The following is an 18,281-nucleotide window of genomic DNA, read 5'->3' on the forward strand; positions in this document are numbered from 1 at the left end:
ACGGAACCTGGCCTTGTGCCGGAGCTCCTGGTCACATCGCTCGAGAAGAGTTTGGATTTCTGGTGCGGCCTCGGCGGTTTCGAGGTGCAGTACGACCGCCCCGACGACGGGTTTGCCTACATAGCGCGAGGCGCGGCCCATGTGATGATTGAGCAGCGGGGTGGGGGCCGAAACTGGCTTCCGGGGGCGCTGGAACTTCCCTTCGGCCGTGGTATCAACTTCCAGATCTCCGTGGCATCGATTGATCCGCTGGTGAGCGCCTTTCGTGGGGCCAGCTGGCCGCTCTTCATGGAGCCAGAAACGAAATGGTACCGAACCGGCGATTTCGAGTCCGGCGTCGCTCAGTTTCTTGTGCAGGACCCGGATGGATACCTGATCCGTTTTCAGGCCTCCGTGGGCCAACGCCCCTGACGCTCGTCGGCAGTATGAGTAATCGTTCCCAGACCCGGAATAGTGGTCGCCAAGTCAAAAGTTCTCGTCGCGTCGAGTGCAACGGTGACGTCGTAGCCCAGATTTCCCGCCAAATATTTAGATAGATCAGTGGCCGAAGCGACAGCGAACGATGAAAAGGCGCCAAGAACACGAACTCCAAACGCGCGACAGCGTGGGATCCCTGCGCGCCCTGAGCTTGCTTGGAGTGTCATGGGAAGCGGGTGGGAGCCTCCGGGGTCGCGGATAGTATGAGGAAGTACGCACGGGGGGTCGTTTGGCCAGTTCATGTCTCCGTGCCAACGTACACATCGTGCCAATTTGCAAGGAGACGCTGCCATGGAATGGCTCATCCCGGTTTTGATCGTTGTCGCACTCGTTGCCATCGTAGGTATCTACCTGTGGTCGACCTACAACTCCCTCGTCACGCTCAACGTGCGCGTTGACGAAGCCTGGAGCGACATCACGGTGATGCTCAAGCGTCGTGCCGACCTGCTGCCCAACCTGATCGAAACGGTCAAGGGTTACGCGGCGCACGAGAAGAGCGTGTTTGAGAACGTGACCAAGGCCCGCGCCGAGACCCTGTCTGCCCAAGGCCCGGCCGACGCATCCGCTGCGGAGAACCACATGCAGACCGCGCTGAAGAGCATCTTCGCCGTCGCCGAGGCGTACCCACAGTTGCAGGCCAGCCAGAACTACCTGCAGTTGCAGGGCGCCATCGTCGACACCGAAGACAAGATCCAGGCCGCTCGCCGGTTCTACAACGGTGGTGTGCGCGAAATGAACACCAAGATCAAGGTGTTCCCCAACCACTTGTTCGCCGTCAACCTCGGCTTCACCGAGCGCGAATTCTTCGAGGTGGCCGATTCCGCAGCGATCGCGGAGCCGCCTCGCGTGCAGTTCTAAGGGAGCACGTCGATGTACAGCGCGATAGCTAAAAACAAACGCAACACCGTTTTTATCATGATCCTCTTCTTCGTGATCATCGCGGGGCTCGGCTGGCTGGCCAACGCTGTTTACGGCAGTGGCGGCTACGGCATTCTCATTGCCACGGTCGTCATCACCGCCCTGTACGTCATCATTCAGTACTACGCGGCGGGTCGCCAGGCCATCTCCATGAGCGGCGGTATCAGGGTCAACAGCCAGTCCGATCACCCCAGGCTGTGGCGTATCGTCGAGAATCTGTCGATCACGACCGGCACTCCGATGCCCGAGGTCTACATCATTAACGACCCGGCACCGAACGCGTTCGCCACCGGCCGCGACCCGAAACACGCGATCGTCGCCGCGACCACCGGCCTGCTCGACATCATGGACGATTCCGAACTGGAGGGCGTCATGGCCCACGAGATCGGCCACGTGCGCAACTACGACATTCGGGTTTCGATGGTGGTGTTCGGCCTCGTCGTGGCGATTGGGTTCATCTCTGATATGTTCCTGCGCATGGCGTTCTTCGGGCGCAGCAACAACAGCAACGGCAACCCCGTTGTCATGGTGTTCGGCCTCGTCGCCATGATCGTGGCCCCGCTCATCGCGACCGTGGTGCAGCTCGCCATCTCCCGCCAGCGCGAGTACCTGGCGGATGCTACCAGCGCGTTGACGACGCGGCACCCGGACGCCCTCGCCTCGGCTCTGGCCAAACTCGGCCAGTACGGTCGCCCGATGCAGAAGCAGAACAGCTCGATGGCGCACCTCTGGATCTCCGACCCGCTGAAGAAGGGTGCCATGGGCAAGCTGTTCGCGACGCACCCGCCGATCGAAGAGCGCATCGAGCGCCTCACAGCCATGGGCCGCAAGTTCTGAGCCAGTTCGCAGTTGCCAGCAACGCCGCGTGATCACGTGCGGCGAGCTCAAAACGCTAGCGCGGGATTTTCAGCCAGGTCATGCCGCGCAGTTCGATGCAGAACCGATCGGGTGCCTGAACGATGGTCATGAGCACGTCGTCGCAGTTGGCACAGCGAACGACGAAAGTGTCAGGTTCGCCGTAGACCATCGCACGCGCAAGAACTGAGACGTCACCGCATCCGGCACAGCGAGCGGATGCGGTGGTCGGGTCGAACGTGAACAGGTCAGACAGTGGGCCCGCGAGGGCATTCCCGTCGATGGGCTCGACCACTACGCGCCTCCGAACCGTTCGGTCTTGACGCGGCTCGGTTCGTGCCCGAGGGCGACGAGCGCGGTGGCTACGGTCTCGACGAATCCGGTTGGTCCGCACACGAACACCGTCGGTGATAGAGCGGCCGGAAAACCATGGGCCTCCAGATCTGCGGCAGTGATACGGCCGGCGGGGCGGGGACATCCGCTCGGCGCGCGACGCGTGAAGATCCAGGTCACCTCGAGGTTGGCAGAGGGGGACTCGAGTTCTGCCCGGAAGAATGCGTCCAGCGGCGTGCGCACCGAGTAGAGCAGCCGGAACGGCGAGTCACTGCCGGATGCCTCGTGCGAGCGGATCATCGCCATCAGGGGAACGATCCCCGACCCGCCGCCGATCAGCTGCACGCTCTCGGTCTGCTGCGGCGTCCACACGAACCAGCCGCCCAGGGGGCCGCGCAGCTCGAGCTCGTCGCCCTCACGGAGCGTGTCGACCAGATACGGGGACACTTCACCGGTGGGCAGGCGGTCGACCGCCAGCTCGATCCGGTCACCGACACCGGCGGACGCGACGGAATACGACCGCACCGCGGTGTAGCCATTTGCAGCGGTCAGCCGTACATCAGTGTGCTGACCCGCGATGTTGCCGCCCCACCCCGGAACGTCGATCGTGATGCTGCGGCCGGACGCGCTCTCCCGCCGGATCGAGGTCACGACGCCCACCTTCCAGTTGCCGATGCGGCCGTCCCTGGCCTCACTCGTGCCCGTCACCAATAGCGCTGTTCGAGCCAGGGATCGCCGTACATGTTATAGCCGTTCTGCTCCCAGAACCCGGGTTCATCCTGGCTCTGCATCTCGAGGCCGTGAATCCATTTGGCACTCTTCCAGAAATACAGGTGGGGGATGAGCAGTCTCGCCGGACCACCATGCTCCGGATCGAGCTTGTCACCGTCGAACTCAAGGGCAATCCAGGCCTGACCACCCAGCAGGTCGGCGAGCGGAACATTTGTTGTGTAGCCACCGTAGGAACGTGCCATCACGTATTTATCGGTCGTCTTCACGGTCGCGAACAGGGTATCGAGAGAGACGCCCCGCCAGCTCGTGCCGAGCTTCGACCAGCGAGTCACGCAGTGGATGTCGGTGTTGATGTCCTCGATGGGCAGCGCGTGTAACTCGTCCCAGCTCCAGGTGTGCAGGGTTTCTTCGTCCGTGCGAATACTGAACTGCCAGTCGACGGTTTCGATGTGGGGGGTAGGCCCGGCGGACAGCACCGGGAAGTCTGCGGTCAGGTACTGCCCGGCCGGAAGGTCTGGGTTTACTTCGCCACCGCGGCCGACGAAGCCACGAGAAATGACTGCCACAGGATGCTCCTTCGATTCCTGTCGAGAATAGCAGAATGCGCCCGAAATCGTCTTCCGCGAGCCGTCGCCAACCGCGCCGGTCGACCTAGAACATTGGCTTTTACGGGGCTTTGGCATAAGACGAAACGGACCTAGTCCAGCTCCGCAGCGAGCCCGGCCGCGAGGTTGCCGCGCGGCATCACGACGATCTCGTCGAGCCCCTGCCAAGTGGCGGCCTCCCGCAGCAGGAGTGCGAGCCGAGCGGCGGCATCCGCTGGCGCCGCCGGTTCAGCCCAGGCCGATTGCACCCGCAGCACGCCGGCCTGCCGGTCGTTTTTAAGGTCCACCCGGCCGATCACCATGTCGCCGAGCAGAATCGGCAGTGAGTAGTAGCCGAACACACGCTTTGGCTCCGGCGTGTAGATCTCGATGCGGTAGTGAAAGTTGAACAGGCGCAGGGCACGGGCCCGCTCCCAGACCACCGGGTCGAACGGTGACAGTACCGCCTGCGCGTCCATGCTGCGCGGAAGCCGGGCGCCCCGGTGTAGCCAGGCCGCTCCCGGAGCGCCCCTCGTTCCCCAGCCCGCGACCTCGACCGGGACAAGCTCGCCAGCCTCTTCGAGATCGCGGATCGCGACCAGGGTCGGTGCCGACTTCAGTCGAAAGTAATCGGCAAAGTCTTTCGCCGTGCCGATGCCGTGGGCTCGGGCCGAGCGGCCGACCAACTCGCGGTGGGCATCCGCACTCGAAATGCCCTGACCGAGCAGCTCGGGGGAGAAGACCTGCTCGGGCAGGGCGTAGACCCGCTCAAAGCGGATGCGGCCGGCGCTGACCACGTCGCCCCAGCGGAACAAAGTCTCCAGCCCGGTCTTCACGTCGGACCAGCCCCACCACGGGCCACTGCGTCTATTGGCGTCGTGTTCGATCGCACTCGCCGGCATCGGCCCGTTGGAGGCAAGCTCGGCCAGAAGCCAATCGAGCATTGGACGGTTGGCGTGCGACCAATCGTCGGTGTTTCGGGCCGAGCGGTCGCGAAAGTGCTGCATCCGCCAGTGGAACAACGGCCAGACGTCCACCGGCAGAAACGACGCCTCGTGCGCCCAATACTCGGTGAAGCGAGCCTCGCGCCCGGTGGTCAAACGGTCGAGTTGCGCCTTGTCGTAGCCGCCGAGCCGACTGAATGCCGGCATGTAGTGGCTGCGTTCGAAGACGTTGACCGAGTCGATCTGCAACAGTTCAAGCCGGTTGACGAGGCCGGTGAGCTGACGGATGCCGATTGGCGTGCCGCTACGCGAGCCGAACCCCTGCGCGGCCAACGCGATGCGGCGCGCTAAGGCGGGGGAGATGGTCTCTGGCATTGCCTAAATTCTAGCGGTCGCGGGTTCGAGCACCACGTTTCCGCAGCTGCCGGATCCGACACGGGGCGACTCGCGCCACACGCTTCGATGGCATGGCAGGAAATGGAATTCGTACGTACCGAACGAGGGTCATCCGTGCACCCCGAACTTCGACGATGAAGGATGCGTGGAAGCCCGCGACCGACGACGCCGGGCAGTCTTAGACTGAGCGAGTGAGCGAATCTACGGGCAATCCAGGTACGCGTGCGCAGCTGCGGCTGCGTCGCCGACGTGTCGCCGTTCGGGCGCACGAGCGCGCTGATCAGACCGGGTCCGAGCTCGGCGCTGCGCCGGTCGAGCTGGTGGCCGCAACGCCCGCCCTCAACGGCGTCGATGAGAACCTGCCGGCCGGTATCCGCTTGGCTGGAGCCTGGTCCTGGCGGCTGATTGTGGTCGCTGCGGCCATCGCGATTTTGATCTTTCTCATCATTCAGCTGCGCCTGATTGTCATTCCCCTGCTCGTCGCCGTACTCGTATCAGCTTTGCTGATTCCCTTCGTGGCCTTTCTGGTACGGCACCACTGGCCGAAGGGCCTCGCCGTCGCCGTCGCGATGCTGGGCACGCTGGTGCTTGTCGCCGGACTGGTCACGCTGGCATCCACGCAAATAGCCGAGGGTACTGTCGGTTTGAGCGATCGCCTCACCGCGAGTTTCGACAGGCTCAAATCGGTACTCGCGGCGTCGCCCTTGCAATTGTCGGATACCGAGATCACCAACTATCTTCAGCAGGGCTGGACCGCGATCCAGAATGACAGCGCCGTATTCATCAGCGGTGCCCTCTCGGTGGGAACCACCCTCGGTCATTTGCTCACCGGGCTGTTGCTCGCACTGTTCAGTTTGCTGTTTATCCTCATCGACGGCAAAGCGATCTGGGGCTGGATCGTGCGATTCTTCCCCCTGCGTGCCCGCGCTGCCGTCGACGGCGCCGGCATCGCCGGCTGGACCACGCTCGGCAACTTCGCCCGAGTGCAGATTCTGGTCGCCTCCATCGACGCGGTCGGCATTGGTGTCGGTGCCGCCCTGCTCGGAGTGCCGATGGCCATACCGATCGGCATTTTGGTGTTCCTCGGCTCGTTCATTCCCATTGTCGGCGCCGTGGCCACCGGTTCCGTGGCCATCATCATCGCCCTGATCTTCAACAATTGGGCCGTCGCCCTCGCCATGCTCGGCGTCGTACTGCTCGTGCAACAGGTCGAAGGACACGTTCTGCAGCCGCTGATCATGGGAACAGCCGTTAAGGTGCATCCGCTGGCCGTCGTGCTGGTGGTCGCATCTGGAGCCCTGCTCGCCGGAATCCCCGGCGCTCTGTTCGCCGTGCCCGTAGCCGCAGTGTTGAACGCGATGACCAGCTACGTCGCTGGCGGCACCTGGCGCTCGAGTCCGCCGGCGGAAGTGCCGACGAGAGGTTCGGTGCTGTGGCAGACCGTACCGCAAAGCCGACCGGGCTACCGCTTCGGCGCGGCGCCGGCCCGGACGGCCCGGGTGCGACCACGGAGCATCCGTACCACCCGTGACGGATCCGCCCGCAGCACACCCTCAGATTCCAGCACACCCTCAGATTCCAGCGCACCTGACGCCCAGCACGACAGTTCGGAGAACTAAAACATGCCAGAGACCACACTCGTCGCACCCACCCTCGCTGAATTCGAGGCCGCACGCGCGGTTGTCGCCCAGGTCGCCGAGGTGACCCCCATGGAGAGCTCGCGGTACCTCGCCGACGTGCTGGGAGCGCCGGTCTACCTCAAGTGTGAGAACCTGCAACGCACCGGCTCGTACAAAATTCGAGGCGCCTACAACCGGCTGTCCAAGCTCACGGACGAAGAGAAAGCCCGTGGCGTCGTCGCGGCCTCGGCCGGCAACCACGCCCAAGGCGTGGCCTTCGCCGCCAGGGAATTGGGCATCAAAGCCACCATCTTCATGCCTGTTGGGGTTGCACTGCCCAAGCTCTCGGCCACGCGTGACTACGGCGCGGAGGTGATCCTGCGCGGTACGACCGTCACCGAACCGCTCCTCGCCGCGGCCGAATATGCCCGCGAGACCGGCGCGATCCTTATTCCGCCTTTTGATCACGCGGACGTCGTCACCGGGCAGGGCACGCTAGGCCTGGAAATCCTCGATCAGGTACCCGATCTTGAAACCGTCATCGTTCCCATCGGCGGCGGCGGACTGATCTCTGGTGTGGCCAGTGCGCTCAAGCAGAGTGCCGCCCGGGACGGGCGCCACATCCGGGTCATTGGGGTGCAAGCCGAGAACGCGGCCGCCTACCCGCCGTCCCTCGAGGCCGGTAAGGCCGTGATGATCAGCATTCTGCCGACCATCGCTGACGGCATCGCCGTAGCCAAGCCCGGGCTGCTCAACTTTGAGATTGTGCGCGACGCCGTTGACGAGATCGTCACAGTCAGCGAAGACGACATCGCTCGGGCGCTGCTCGTCCTGCTTGAACGCGGCAAACTCGTCGTCGAACCGGCCGGAGCCGTGGCGGTCGCCGCGATTCTGGCCGGCAAGGTCACTCCGACTGGGCCAACCGTGGCCATCCTTTCGGGGGGCAATATCGACCCGCTGCTCATGCAGCGCGTGATCAGCCACGGTCTCGCGGCGTCGGGACGGTACCTTACGCTGCGCATCATGCTGCCGGACCGCCCGGGCCAGCTGGCCCGCATCTCAGAACTGCTCGCCGAGGCCACCGCAAACGTCATCGAGGTGCTACACACGCGCCACGGGGTCGGTCTCCAGCTGAGCGAGGTTGAACTCGACGTCAGCGTCGAGACCCGGGGGCCGGAGCACCGTCAACACGTCGTCGACACCCTGCGGGCCGCCGGCTACGAGCCGCAAATCGACTAGCGCTGGCGCGCGCCACCGGTCGGCGCATAACTCCTGCAATTTGTGATGCTTCCCGAACGGATGCCCGGAATTCCGGGGAACTTTTCTGCCGCGGCTGCAAATTGCAGGAGTTGCGGTGCGGGTATACGACCGGGTACGGGTCAGGCTCCGGTGAACGTCTCCACGTTGGAGATGTGGACGGAAATTTCCTTGCCGTTCGGCGTGGTGTAGCTCGTCTTCGCGCCCACCTTGAGTCCGATGATGGCCGCGCCGAGCGGGCTCTGCTCGCTGAACACATCAAGGTCGCTGTTGGCGCCGATCTCGCGGCTGCCGATCAGAAAACGGCTCTCGTCGCCGGCGATGGTGGCGGTGATGACGGTACCGGGAACGACGACGCCGTTGCTCTCGGGAGCGTGGCCGACCTCGGCGGTGCGCAGCAGCACGGTGAGAGTGCGGATGCGCGCCTCCATCTTGCCCTGCTCTTCTTTCGCCGCGTGATAGCCGGCGTTCTCCTTGAGGTCGCCTTCTTCCCGGGCGGACTCGATCTTCTTCGCGATATCGCCCCGGCCGAAGTTGCTCAGTGTCGCCAGTTCCGCCGCGAGACGGTCGTGGGCCTCCTGAGTTAGCCAGGTGACCGTTGTGTCGGTAGTCACGAGTGATCTCCTTTGTGACGCTCGAGCGCAGAATGGCCGGTGAGGCCGCGCGAATATAGCCGACACCCCGACGATTGCCGAGGCGAATACGTCAGTTTAGGTCAGCCAGCACTGGTAAATCAAACCCGTGTTGCTCAGGTCGGTGGTGCGCAGAATCTCGGTGAAGGACCGGTTGTACAACGTCGATGGCGGCAGGTCGATGATCTTCCAGCCGACCACAGAATAGCTTTCGTTGAGCGCCTGCACCGCGCAACTCGCTGCCCGGTTCACCGGCAGCGCGACCTCGAAGGTCACGCTGACACTGTGCTCGTCAATAATGGTGTGGCCGATATCGCGGGCTTCGATTTGAGTGGATGCCCCGTCCAGACCGGTCCACAGCACCCACGCCCCCAGCACCAGCACAAAAATGCCGCCCAGGCCCCAGAGGATTCGGCGATCCCGTCGCTTGCGGGTGGGCGTGCGACCGTAGCGTGATTGGATCACAGGGCTCTCGATCGGCGCTGGGGCCGCCGAGACATCCGATTCGTCGAGGCGATAGGGCTCACGGCTCGACTGGACTCCGGTGGGCGTGCTGTTATCGGGCACTGGTGATTTCACACTTTCCATGGAGCGATTAGGCTGGTATCTAGGATATCTGGCCTAAGGTTATCCGGCATTCCTGAGGAGTATGGTGACGCTGCGACTGATGGCTGTACATGCCCATCCCGACGACGAATCGAGCAAGGGCGCGGCTACGTACGCCTATTACCGCAGCCTCGGCGCTGAGGTGCTCATTGTGAGTTGCACCGGTGGCGAGCGCGGCAGCATTCTGAACCCCGCGATGGACGGTCACGCGATGGCCGAACGCGACATATCCGGACTGCGTCGCCTGGAGATGCAGGGCGCCCAGCAGGCGCTCGGCGTGCAGCACCGCTGGCTTGGCTTCGAAGATTCCGGCATGAACGAGGATAAGTCTGTGCCGCCGAACTCCTTCGCCGACATTCCACTGGAGTATTCGGCCGAACCCCTCGTCACTCTCGTGCGTGAGTTTCGCCCCCAGGTGCTGATCACCTATGACGAAAACGGCGGCTACCCGCACCCGGACCACATCCGCTGTCACGAGGTCTCTCTCGAAGCATTTCGCGCGGCCGCCGACCCCGATCGGTACCCGAGTTCGGGAGCGCCCTGGCAGATCGACAAGCTCTACTACGACCGCATCTTCAACCTCGAGCGCATCGACGCGATGTACCTCGCGCTCAGCGTGGCCGAGCCGGATTCTCCGCTTCTGGAACCGCTCCAGGCGGCGCGGGAGCGCATGGAGAATTATCCCAAGCTCGCCACCACCCACGTTCCGGCCGGCGATTTTCTCGACGTACGCGATGCGGCCCTGCGGTCGCACGCGAGCCAGGTTTCGCCAGACAGCAGCTTCTTTTTCTGGCCCAATGATCTGGTACGCGAGGCCTGGCCGTACGAAGACTTCCAACTCGTCGAATCGAAAGTAGACACCGAAATGCCCGAATCTGATCTCTTCGCCGGAATCCAGGACGACGAATGATCCCGATACTCAACGACGCGATGAACGCCTCGATCAACGTCGTGCTCGCCGTCACACCGACCCCCGACCCCGACTTTGATCCGACCACCGTCACACCGGGTGTCGTCGGGTTCGTGGTTTTCTTCCTCATCGCGGTGGCGACACTGTTGCTGTGTTTGGACGTGGTGCGTCGCATCCGTCGCACCACGTACCGTGCCGAGATCAAAGAACGGCTCGACGCTGAACTCGCGGAGCGCGACGCCGACCAGACCGCTCCGAGCGACAAACCCGATTAGGAACGCTCTACGGGTAGAGCGGATGCGTGGCGATCAGAAGTATCGCCGCAAAATGACACAGGAACGCCACGACCGTCAGGGTGTGGAAAATCTCGTGAAAGCCGAACACTCCCGGAACCGGGTTGGGCTTTTTCAGCCCGTAGATGACCGCGCCGACCGTATAGCAGAGTCCGCCGATCAGAATGAGCGTCATCATCGGGGCGTTGGCCTGAAAGAAATCCACGATGAACAACAGCGCACCGTAGCCGAGCACCAGGTAAAGCGGCACGTACAGCCAGCGCGGAGCGTGGATCCAGAACACCCGAAAGATAATGCCGAGCCCGGCGCCGCCCCAGACCAGCCAGAGCAAAAGCGTCGCCTTCTCCGGCGGCAGCGCAAGCACGGTGATCGGCGTGTACGATCCGGCGATCAGAAGAAATATGTTGGCGTGGTCAATGCGCTTGAGCATGATGCGGGTGCGCGGCTGCCAGTTGAAGCGGTGGTATAGCGCCGAATTACCAAACAGCAGCATCGAGCTGAGCACGAACACGGCAGAGCTGATCTTGGCCGCTGACCCCTCGGCGAGCACGAGCAGCACGATGCCGGCCACGATCGTCACGGGAAAAGTTCCGGCGTGAATCCAGCCGCGCCAGGTCGGTTTGACGTCCTCCGGATGGGCGTCAGCCGCCTCGATCAACGGCAGATTGGGGATATCGTGCTCGGTGGACATGATGCAAGGATACGACAGGGCGTGGCTGGTGTGCCGCGAACGCTCGTCGGAGTGGACTAGCGTAACTGTGTGCAGAAACCCCAAGTTCCCTCAGCGCGCGGCCTCCTCTACAGGCTGTATCAGCGCCGACTGAGGCGCGGACTCACGCCGGAGCACCTGCCCCGTCACGTCGCCATGATCATCGACGGCAACAGGCGCTGGGCCAGGCAACTGGGGTTTCAGACGGCTGCACACGGGCACCGAGCCGGTGCCGCAAAGATGCGCGAATTTTTGGAATGGTGTGACGACCTCAAAATTTCGGTGGTCACGCTGTACCTGCTCTCGTCCGACAACCTCACCCAGCGGCCAGCTGATGAACTCGCCGATCTGATCGAGATCATCGCTGACCTGGCCGAAGAGCTCTCGCACTATCGCGATTGGCGGGTGCAGCAGGTGGGGTCCAAGGCTGGCTTGCCTCTTCCGCTCGTTGCAGCGCTCGATGCAGCGGATGCGCGCACCAGCAGCTACAAGGGACTGCACGTGAATCTCGCGGTCGGCTATGGCGGGCGCACGGAGATCACCGACGCAATGCGCAGCATCGTCGCCACCCACCACGCGCACGGCGGTACGCTGGAGGACCTCGCGGAGACCCTCACGCCGGAGCTGATCGGCCAGCACCTCTACACCGGGGGGCAGCCCGACCCCGACCTCGTTATCCGCACCTCGGGCGAGCAACGGCTAAGCGATTTCATGCTCTGGCAAAGCGCGCACAGTGAGTTCTATTTCGTCGAAGCCCTCGGACCCGACCTGCGTCAGATTGATTTTCTGCGCGCCCTCCGCGATTTTTCCCGCCGCCAGCGGCGGTTCGGCGGGTAGCCCAGATTATGGGGTGAGATCAGCGGGGGGGAAATTTGTTTGACAACCGATTGGACCCGCATGACTTCGCTCCAGAACTTCACCGACGGCTTTCGTAACGAGCCCGGTTACCTCGACTTCGGTCGGGTCGGCCCGCTCTCCGAGGTTGTGATGGCGGAGACTCTCGGCCAGAACGAGGTCCTTTCCCGCGCCCGATTCGGCAGCCTCGACCACCTGACTGAGCAGGATTTGCGTGCCCGCACCGCGGTATCCGCTCTCACCGGTTTCACCCCCGACCAGGTCGTGCTGCAGCCCAACACCAGCTCGGGCCTGATGCAGGCCATGTTTGGTCTGACCGGTTCCGTGCTGCTGTCGGCTGGTGACTTTCCCAGCGTGCCGTTTGCGGCCGTGCGCGCTGCTGAGGCGCTGAACGTGGTCACCCCAGTTTGGTTGGAGACCGAACGAGGTCGGGTCACTCCCGGCCAGATCCGCGACCAGCTCACCCCTGCCGTTGCGGCTGTCGCGGTGTGTCTCGTCGATTCCCGCACGGGCTATCGCGCCGACCTCGACGGTATCCGCCAGGTCATCGGCGATCGCCTGCTCATTGTTGACGCGATCCAGGGCTTTGGTGTCGTTGATGCAGCCTTTGAGGCCGCGGATGTCGTCGCTTCCGGTGGGCAGAAATGGACGCGGGCCGGTTGGGGCACCGGTTTTCTGGCCCTGAGCGAGCGGGCCCTCGAACGCCTCGTACCGGTCTATTCCGGCTATGTCGGAACCGACATTGCCGAGCCGTGGGACGAGGTCACCCCGCCCAGCTACAGCGCCAGGGCCTTTCGGATCACCAACGGCGACGCCATCGCGCAGGCGCGGTTTGCGGCGGCTTTGGAACAGACCGCTGATGTCGGCGTCGACGTCGTCCAGGCCGCCATGAATGACAACGTCTCTCAAATAATCGAACTCGTCGACGAATTTGTCATCGACCTCGTCTCGCCCCGCGATGTTCGGGAGCGCGCGGGCATCGTCGTACTCGCACCGCCGGCGGAACTGCTCACCACACTCGTGGCGAGCCTGCACAACCACGGCATTACGGCCACTACGCGTGGCACAACCGTGCGCTTGAGCGTGCACGCGGCCCTCGACCCCGACACGGTCACCATGCTGAAGGGGGCACTCACCGCCTACGCCCTCACCGCCACGTACTAGCATTCCCGCGGTACAGACCGACCGTTTGCCTCAACGTAAGGTGAACGACAGATTTTCGTAGGCGTGTCGGGTTTCTTTTTGCACCGGTAAGTCGTAGCGTCGCTTTCATCAGGTACGGCACCTGATCGAGACGGCCATATAAGTACGGCTCGAGAATTGCTTGATGGCCAGCTCGCCAAAGTGATCCGCGTCCTCGTGACGCAGGGTGGGAGTGGCTGTGACCGCTAATCGAACCGACCTTAATGCGACTGATCGGGTGGAGTCATCCGCTTCGCAAACCGAGCGCACCTTTGTGTTGGACACCTCGGTGCTTTTGTCAGATCCGAAAGCGATTTTCCGCTTTGCCGAGCACGCCGTAGTACTGCCCGTGGTGGTGATCAGCGAACTCGAGTCCAAGCGCAATGACCCGGAGATCGGATATTTTGCGCGGCAGGCATTGCGCAATCTCGATGAACTGCGGCTCAAACATGAGCGCCTCGACTTTCCGATTCCGGTCGGCGAGGGCGGCAGTTTGCGGGTGGAGCTCAACCACTCCAATATGTCGGTGCTGCCGTCAGGCCTGCAATTGGGCGATAACGATTCGCGCATTCTCGCCGTGGCCCTCAACCTGGCCAACGAAGGAATGACCGTGACGGTCGTCTCCAAGGACCTGCCGCTACGGGTGAAGGCCGCTTCTCTCGGCCTCGCTGCCGATGAATACCGGCACGAACTCGCCGTCGATTCCGGATGGACCGGCATGGACGAGATCACCCTCAGTGCCGAGCAGATGAGCGTGCTCTACGACAAGGAGACGCTCGACTCCCGCACGGTGCAGGACATGCCGATCAACACGGGCCTGGTCATCCACTCCGATCGAGGTTCGGCCCTTGGCCGCGTGACCAGCCGGGGCACACTGAAGCTCGTGCGCGGCGACCGCGACGTCTTCGGCCTGCACGGTCGGTCGGCGGAGCAACGACTGGCGATTGACCTGCTGCTCGACCCGGAAATCGGCATCCTGTCTCTGGGTGGTCGAGCCGGAACGGGGAAGTCCGCGCTCGCTCTCTGCGCGGGTTTGGAGGCCGTGCTGGAACGCCAGCAGTATCGCAAGATCATGGTGTTTCGACCACTGTATGCGGTCGGTGGCCAGGACCTCGGTTTTCTGCCCGGTGACCAGGGCGAGAAAATGGGGCCGTGGGCGCAAGCGGTCTTTGACACGCTCGGTGCCATCGTCTCGGAGAATGTGGTCGAAGAGGTGATGGAGCGAGGAATTCTGGAGGTGCTCCCGCTGACTCATATTCGCGGCCGTTCACTGCACGACGCCTTCGTGATCGTCGACGAGGCGCAGTCGCTCGAGCGCAACGTGCTGCTGACCGTGCTGAGCCGCATCGGTCAGAACTCGCGCGTGGTGCTCACCCACGACGTCGCCCAGCGCGACAATCTGCGGGTCGGCCGCTTCGACGGCGTGGCCAGCGTGATCGAAACGCTGAAGGGGCATCCGCTGTTCGCGCACATGACCCTGACCCGGTCGGAGCGCAGCGCGATCGCGGCCCTCGTGACGGAGATGCTGGAGGGCAACGAGGTTATGTAGCTGAGCGGGGGAGCGGATGCGTGTGGTCGCGTCGTCGCCGCTGGTGACCATCGAGGCAACAGGGCATCCGTTCGCCCCCCCAGCAAGGAGCTCAAGTTCTTCCGAACTGGCCGCACTTCGCGTCACGGTCTCGCCTCAGAATTCGAGGGAATGTCGTTCAACGATCGGCATAGTGGCCTCGAAATCGATGTCGCAGCCGTACGCGGCCGCCATCGCCATCAATGTCTCGGGGTCGGGCTCAGGTATGTCCTTGAAGGAACGGAAGAGCTCCTCCAGACCTGCCGATGAGATGATCTCCAGAACAGAGGCGGTCTCGTTACCGGCATTCCAGAACGTGTGCCACTGGTTCCTCGGCTTAAAAATGAAATCACCCGCTTCGGCGAATACTTCTTGGCCGCCGAGTATGGCACCGATCCTGCCGCTGAGCACATAGGTGTACTCGTCTTCGTTGTGGTGCCTGTGAACCGGCGCGGCGAGTGCTCGCGGATCGAGCGTCTGCTGAACAAGCGCAAACCGTCCGCCGCTGTCAGCTCCGTCGATCATGAATCGGTCGGTGCATCCGCCAAGGGTGCTCTTCTCGCCGGCATCCGACCTGAGCACCCGGGCCGAGCCCAGAATATTGGTGAGTCGCGTCATGGGTCCTCCTGCTGTCAATCGCCAAGGCTACGTCGGGTGCCGCGGGCAGCCCATTCCAGAAAAGTGGTATCTCTCCCTGACCGTCCGGGGTCTAGATTGAGGGCATGGACCCATCCCGGTATACGCGGGCGGTCAACAAAATCGCCCGCCTCTCCGGCCAGTCGACCGATCTGGTCAGTTTTTGGCGCGAGTCGGCCGCGGTACTTTCCGGGGAGATTCCGCATTTCTGGACTCCGTGCTGGTTCACGCTGGATCCAGCATCCCTGCTGATCACGAGCCATTTTCATGAAGGGCTCGCTGAGTTTCCCGACGCTTGGCTCGCCGATGAGTACTACGGCGAGGATCTGCATCGTCTCGCTGACGTCGCATCGTCAAAGGCTGGGATTTCGACGCTGCACGAGGCGACCGGTGGTGATCCATCCGGTACGCGCAGGTGGCAACAAAACATGGAAATGGGTGGCGACCAGGAACTCATCGCAGGGTTGCGCACACGGTCGGGCGATGTCTGGGGCGCGCTCGGTCTCTACCGGGAGCCGGACCGACCGATGTTCAACGAGCCCGAAAAGCGATTCGTCAAAGCCATCACGCCCTACCTGGCCGAGGGTGCGCGCCGTGCCCTCATGGTCGGCGAGGCGACCGATCCGGAAGGGCCTCATGCCCCGGGCCTCATCGTGCTCAATGAGCGATGGGAGATCGAGTCGACCACGCCCGGCGTCGCAGAGTGGCTGGCTGACTTTCCCGGCGCCGACAAAAGTGCCGGCCAACTCCCAGCGGCAATCCAGGCCGTTGCCGGCCAGGCGATGCACTCATTCCAGGATCCCGATCATCCAGGCGAAATTGCCGTTTCGAGGGTGCTCTCCCGAAGGGGTACCTGGATGGTCCTGCACGGTGCTCCCCTTCTGACAGGCACCGAACGCCGAGTTGCCGTCATCGTAGAACCCGCACACTCTGCACTGATCTACCCGCTTCTGATGTCGGCGTACGGGCTCACCGAGCGGGAACGGGATGTCACGCGCCTGGTCCTCGAAGGTCAGTCAACTGAGCAAGTCGCGGATAGCCTCTTTGTGTCGGCGAACACGGTGCAGCAACATCTCAAGAGCATTTTCGACAAGACCGGAGTCCGCAGCCGGCGCGATCTCGTTGCCAAGATCTTCTACACGCATTACGAACCGCGGTTCCGGGACAACGAACAGCGCGTCGATGCGGGCAAGCCGGTACGTGGCGGTCCCCTCCTCTGATTCGCGGGCGAGCCGCGCGGCGCTTGCGGTGAGTTGGGCACAACCCCGTCAGGTCGACTGGTTAACGACAGCGAGTGTTGCCGATAGCGCCTGGGGCGCATCGGCAACACTCGCTGTGGGTGGAGCTGCTACTTCTTCTGCGGGGGACGCGTCATGCTCAGTACGTCGAGCGCGGTGTCGAGCTCGGCGAGCGTGAGGTCGCCGCGTTCGACGTGGCCGAGCGCGATAACGGACTCACGCACGGTGAGGCCCTCGGCGACGGCCTTCTTGGCCACCTTGGCGGCGGCTTCGTAACCGATGACGCGGTTGAGCGGGGTGACGATCGACGGCGACTTCTCAGCCAGCGCCCGAGCATGCTCAAGGTTGGCGACGAGGCCGTCGACGGTCTTGTCGGCGAGTACGCGGGTTGCGTTGGTCAGCAGACGGATCGACTCAAGCAGGGCGGTTCCCATAACCGGGATACCGACGTTGAGCTCGAACGAGCCCGAAGCACCCGACCAGGCGATGGTGGCATCGTTGCCGATGACGCGTGAGCAGACCATGAGCACGGCTTCCGGAATGACCGGGTTGACTTTGCCGGGCATGATCGACGAGCCAGGCTGCAGGTCGGGGATGCTGATCTCGCCAAACCCGGTGTTGGGGCCGGATCCCATCCAGCGCAGGTCGTTGCAGATCTTGGTCAGCGAGACGGCGATGGTGCGCAGGGCGCCGGAAGCGTCGACCAGCCCGTCGCGGTTGGCCTGGGCCTCGAAGTGGTCGCGCGCTTCGGTGATCGGCAGCTCGGTTTCCTGCACGAGCAATTCGATGACGAGCTGCGGAAAGCCGTACGGCGTATTAATGCCGGTGCCGACCGCGGTGCCGCCGAGGGGAACTTCGGCGATGCGGGGGAGTGCGGTGCGGATGCGCTCGATGCCGAGACGCATCTGGCGGGCATAGCCGCCGAACTCCTGACCGAGAGTGACGGGCGTTGCATCCATCAGGTGGGTGCGGCCGGCTTTGACCGCCTCTTTCCACAGTTCAGCTTTGGTCTCGAACGAGACGGCCAGGTGGTCGAGCGAGGGGATGAGCTCGTCGATCAGTGCGCTCGTTACAGCGATGTGCACCGAGGTCGGGAACACGTCGTTCGAGGACTGGCTCGCGTTGACGTGGTCGTTCGGGTGCACCGAGCGGCCGAGGGCGCGGGTCGCGAGGGTCGCGAGGACCTCGTTCATGTTCATGTTCGAGGAGGTGCCGCTGCCGGTCTGGTAGACATCGATCGGAAATTCGGTGTCGAACTGACCGGTGATGACCTCGTCAGCGGCCGAGGCGATCGCGTCGGCGATGTCGGCATCGAGCACACCGAGCTGGGCATTGGCGAGGGCTGCCGACTTCTTGATGCGGGCGAGTGCCGCGATCTGCGCGGACTCGAGTGTGGAGCCGGAGATCGGAAAGTTCTCGACGGCGCGCTGGGTTTGGGCACCGTAGAGAGCATCCGTTGGAACGCGGACCTCACCCATCGTGTCGTGTTCGATCCGGTAGCCGGTTTGTGCGGAGGTGTCCACCACTGTGTGCATTCC

Annotated in this window: 20 protein-coding genes; 11 read left to right on the plus strand and 9 right to left on the minus strand. The window is 63.4% G+C overall.

What is annotated here, in order from left to right:
* The first annotated feature begins 15 nt into the window (after window positions 1-15).
* The 3 genes from E3T39_RS14715 (at window position 16) to E3T39_RS14730 (ending at window position 2,232) form a co-directional block, all read left to right on the plus strand.
* On the plus strand, window positions 16-411 hold the full coding sequence (locus E3T39_RS14715; protein ID WP_198416141.1) for a bleomycin resistance protein: 396 nt from the start codon (window positions 16-18) through the stop codon (window positions 409-411).
* A gap of 357 nt (window positions 412-768) precedes the next feature.
* On the plus strand, window positions 769-1,335 hold the full coding sequence (locus tag E3T39_RS14725) for a LemA family protein (RefSeq protein WP_092108227.1): 567 nt from the start codon (window positions 769-771) through the stop codon (window positions 1,333-1,335).
* A gap of 12 nt (window positions 1,336-1,347) precedes the next feature.
* The gene (locus tag E3T39_RS14730; RefSeq protein WP_104193038.1) at window positions 1,348-2,232 is read left to right on the plus strand and encodes a M48 family metalloprotease; all 885 of its coding nucleotides are present in this window, start codon (window positions 1,348-1,350) and stop codon (window positions 2,230-2,232) included.
* A gap of 55 nt (window positions 2,233-2,287) precedes the next feature.
* Here E3T39_RS14730 and E3T39_RS14735 read toward each other — a convergent pair whose 3' ends face one another.
* From E3T39_RS14735 to E3T39_RS14750, 4 genes are all read right to left on the minus strand, one after another.
* Window positions 2,288-2,545 (minus strand): DUF6510 family protein, encoded by a 258-nt coding sequence (locus E3T39_RS14735; protein ID WP_134516599.1) that lies wholly within the window; start codon window positions 2,543-2,545, stop codon window positions 2,288-2,290.
* Window positions 2,545-3,291: a ferredoxin reductase gene (locus tag E3T39_RS14740; protein WP_241979734.1), complete on the minus strand. Its 747-nt coding sequence runs from the start codon at window positions 3,289-3,291 to the stop codon at window positions 2,545-2,547. The genes E3T39_RS14735 and E3T39_RS14740 overlap by 1 nt, the downstream gene beginning before the upstream one ends.
* Window positions 3,288-3,881, minus strand: coding sequence for a molybdopterin-dependent oxidoreductase (locus tag E3T39_RS14745; protein WP_166784145.1), 594 nt, complete (start codon window positions 3,879-3,881; stop codon window positions 3,288-3,290). Before E3T39_RS14745 ends, E3T39_RS14740 begins: the two co-directional genes overlap by 4 nt.
* A gap of 131 nt (window positions 3,882-4,012) precedes the next feature.
* A complete protein-coding gene (locus E3T39_RS14750) occupies window positions 4,013-5,218 on the minus strand; it encodes a winged helix-turn-helix domain-containing protein (RefSeq protein WP_134516601.1) in 1,206 nt (401 codons plus the stop codon).
* A gap of 212 nt (window positions 5,219-5,430) precedes the next feature.
* On the opposite strand from E3T39_RS14750, the gene E3T39_RS14755 reads away from it, so the two are divergent.
* Window positions 5,431-6,858: an AI-2E family transporter gene (locus E3T39_RS14755; protein ID WP_241979735.1), complete on the plus strand. Its 1,428-nt coding sequence runs from the start codon at window positions 5,431-5,433 to the stop codon at window positions 6,856-6,858.
* Between the two features lie 3 nt (window positions 6,859-6,861).
* On the plus strand, window positions 6,862-8,097 hold the full coding sequence (gene ilvA / locus E3T39_RS14760; protein ID WP_134516603.1) for a threonine ammonia-lyase: 1,236 nt from the start codon (window positions 6,862-6,864) through the stop codon (window positions 8,095-8,097).
* 140 nt (window positions 8,098-8,237) lie between these two features.
* On the opposite strand, the gene greA is transcribed toward ilvA, so the two are convergent.
* Window positions 8,238-8,729, minus strand: coding sequence for a transcription elongation factor GreA (greA, locus tag E3T39_RS14765; protein ID WP_134516605.1), 492 nt, complete (start codon window positions 8,727-8,729; stop codon window positions 8,238-8,240).
* Between the two features lie 96 nt (window positions 8,730-8,825).
* On the minus strand, window positions 8,826-9,314 hold the full coding sequence (locus tag E3T39_RS14770) for a DUF4307 domain-containing protein (protein ID WP_166784146.1): 489 nt from the start codon (window positions 9,312-9,314) through the stop codon (window positions 8,826-8,828).
* Between the two features lie 100 nt (window positions 9,315-9,414).
* Here E3T39_RS14770 and mca point away from each other — a divergent pair, with 100 nt between their 5' ends.
* Both mca and E3T39_RS14780 read left to right on the plus strand, forming a co-directional pair.
* A complete protein-coding gene (gene mca / locus E3T39_RS14775; RefSeq protein WP_134516609.1) occupies window positions 9,415-10,263 on the plus strand; it encodes a mycothiol conjugate amidase Mca in 849 nt (282 codons plus the stop codon).
* Entirely contained in the window at window positions 10,260-10,538 is a 279-nt protein-coding gene (locus E3T39_RS14780; RefSeq protein ID WP_241979736.1) for a hypothetical protein, read from the plus strand. Before mca ends, E3T39_RS14780 begins: the two co-directional genes overlap by 4 nt.
* Before the next feature lie 7 nt (window positions 10,539-10,545).
* Here E3T39_RS14780 and trhA read toward each other — a convergent pair whose 3' ends face one another.
* Window positions 10,546-11,247 carry a PAQR family membrane homeostasis protein TrhA gene (gene trhA, locus E3T39_RS14785; protein WP_134516611.1) on the minus strand — a complete coding sequence of 234 codons (702 nt, stop codon included), beginning with the start codon at window positions 11,245-11,247 and terminating at the stop codon, window positions 10,546-10,548.
* Between the two features lie 69 nt (window positions 11,248-11,316).
* Here trhA and E3T39_RS14790 point away from each other — a divergent pair, with 69 nt between their 5' ends.
* From E3T39_RS14790 to E3T39_RS14800, 3 genes are all read left to right on the plus strand, one after another.
* Window positions 11,317-12,102: an isoprenyl transferase gene (locus E3T39_RS14790; RefSeq protein ID WP_134516612.1), complete on the plus strand. Its 786-nt coding sequence runs from the start codon at window positions 11,317-11,319 to the stop codon at window positions 12,100-12,102.
* 60 nt (window positions 12,103-12,162) lie between these two features.
* Window positions 12,163-13,284, plus strand: a complete 1,122-nt coding sequence (locus tag E3T39_RS14795) for an aminotransferase class V-fold PLP-dependent enzyme (RefSeq protein ID WP_134516614.1) — start codon at window positions 12,163-12,165, stop codon at window positions 13,282-13,284.
* A 217-nt stretch (window positions 13,285-13,501) separates the two neighbouring features.
* The gene (locus E3T39_RS14800) at window positions 13,502-14,851 is read left to right on the plus strand and encodes a PhoH family protein (RefSeq protein WP_420898163.1); all 1,350 of its coding nucleotides are present in this window, start codon (window positions 13,502-13,504) and stop codon (window positions 14,849-14,851) included.
* Window positions 14,852-14,986: 135 nt separating this feature from the next.
* On the opposite strand, the gene E3T39_RS14805 is transcribed toward E3T39_RS14800, so the two are convergent.
* Window positions 14,987-15,487 (minus strand): cupin domain-containing protein, encoded by a 501-nt coding sequence (locus E3T39_RS14805; RefSeq protein WP_134516615.1) that lies wholly within the window; start codon window positions 15,485-15,487, stop codon window positions 14,987-14,989.
* Window positions 15,488-15,591: 104 nt separating this feature from the next.
* On the opposite strand from E3T39_RS14805, the gene E3T39_RS14810 reads away from it, so the two are divergent.
* Entirely contained in the window at window positions 15,592-16,725 is a 1,134-nt protein-coding gene (locus E3T39_RS14810) for a helix-turn-helix transcriptional regulator (RefSeq protein ID WP_134516617.1), read from the plus strand.
* 128 nt (window positions 16,726-16,853) lie between these two features.
* On the opposite strand, the gene E3T39_RS14815 is transcribed toward E3T39_RS14810, so the two are convergent.
* The gene (locus E3T39_RS14815) at window positions 16,854-18,278 is read right to left on the minus strand and encodes a class II fumarate hydratase (protein WP_134516619.1); all 1,425 of its coding nucleotides are present in this window, start codon (window positions 18,276-18,278) and stop codon (window positions 16,854-16,856) included.
* Between the last annotated feature and the right edge of the window lie 3 nt (window positions 18,279-18,281).

Source organism: Cryobacterium suzukii, from assembly GCF_004403185.1.
Lineage (GTDB): Bacteria > Actinomycetota > Actinomycetes > Actinomycetales > Microbacteriaceae > Cryobacterium > Cryobacterium suzukii.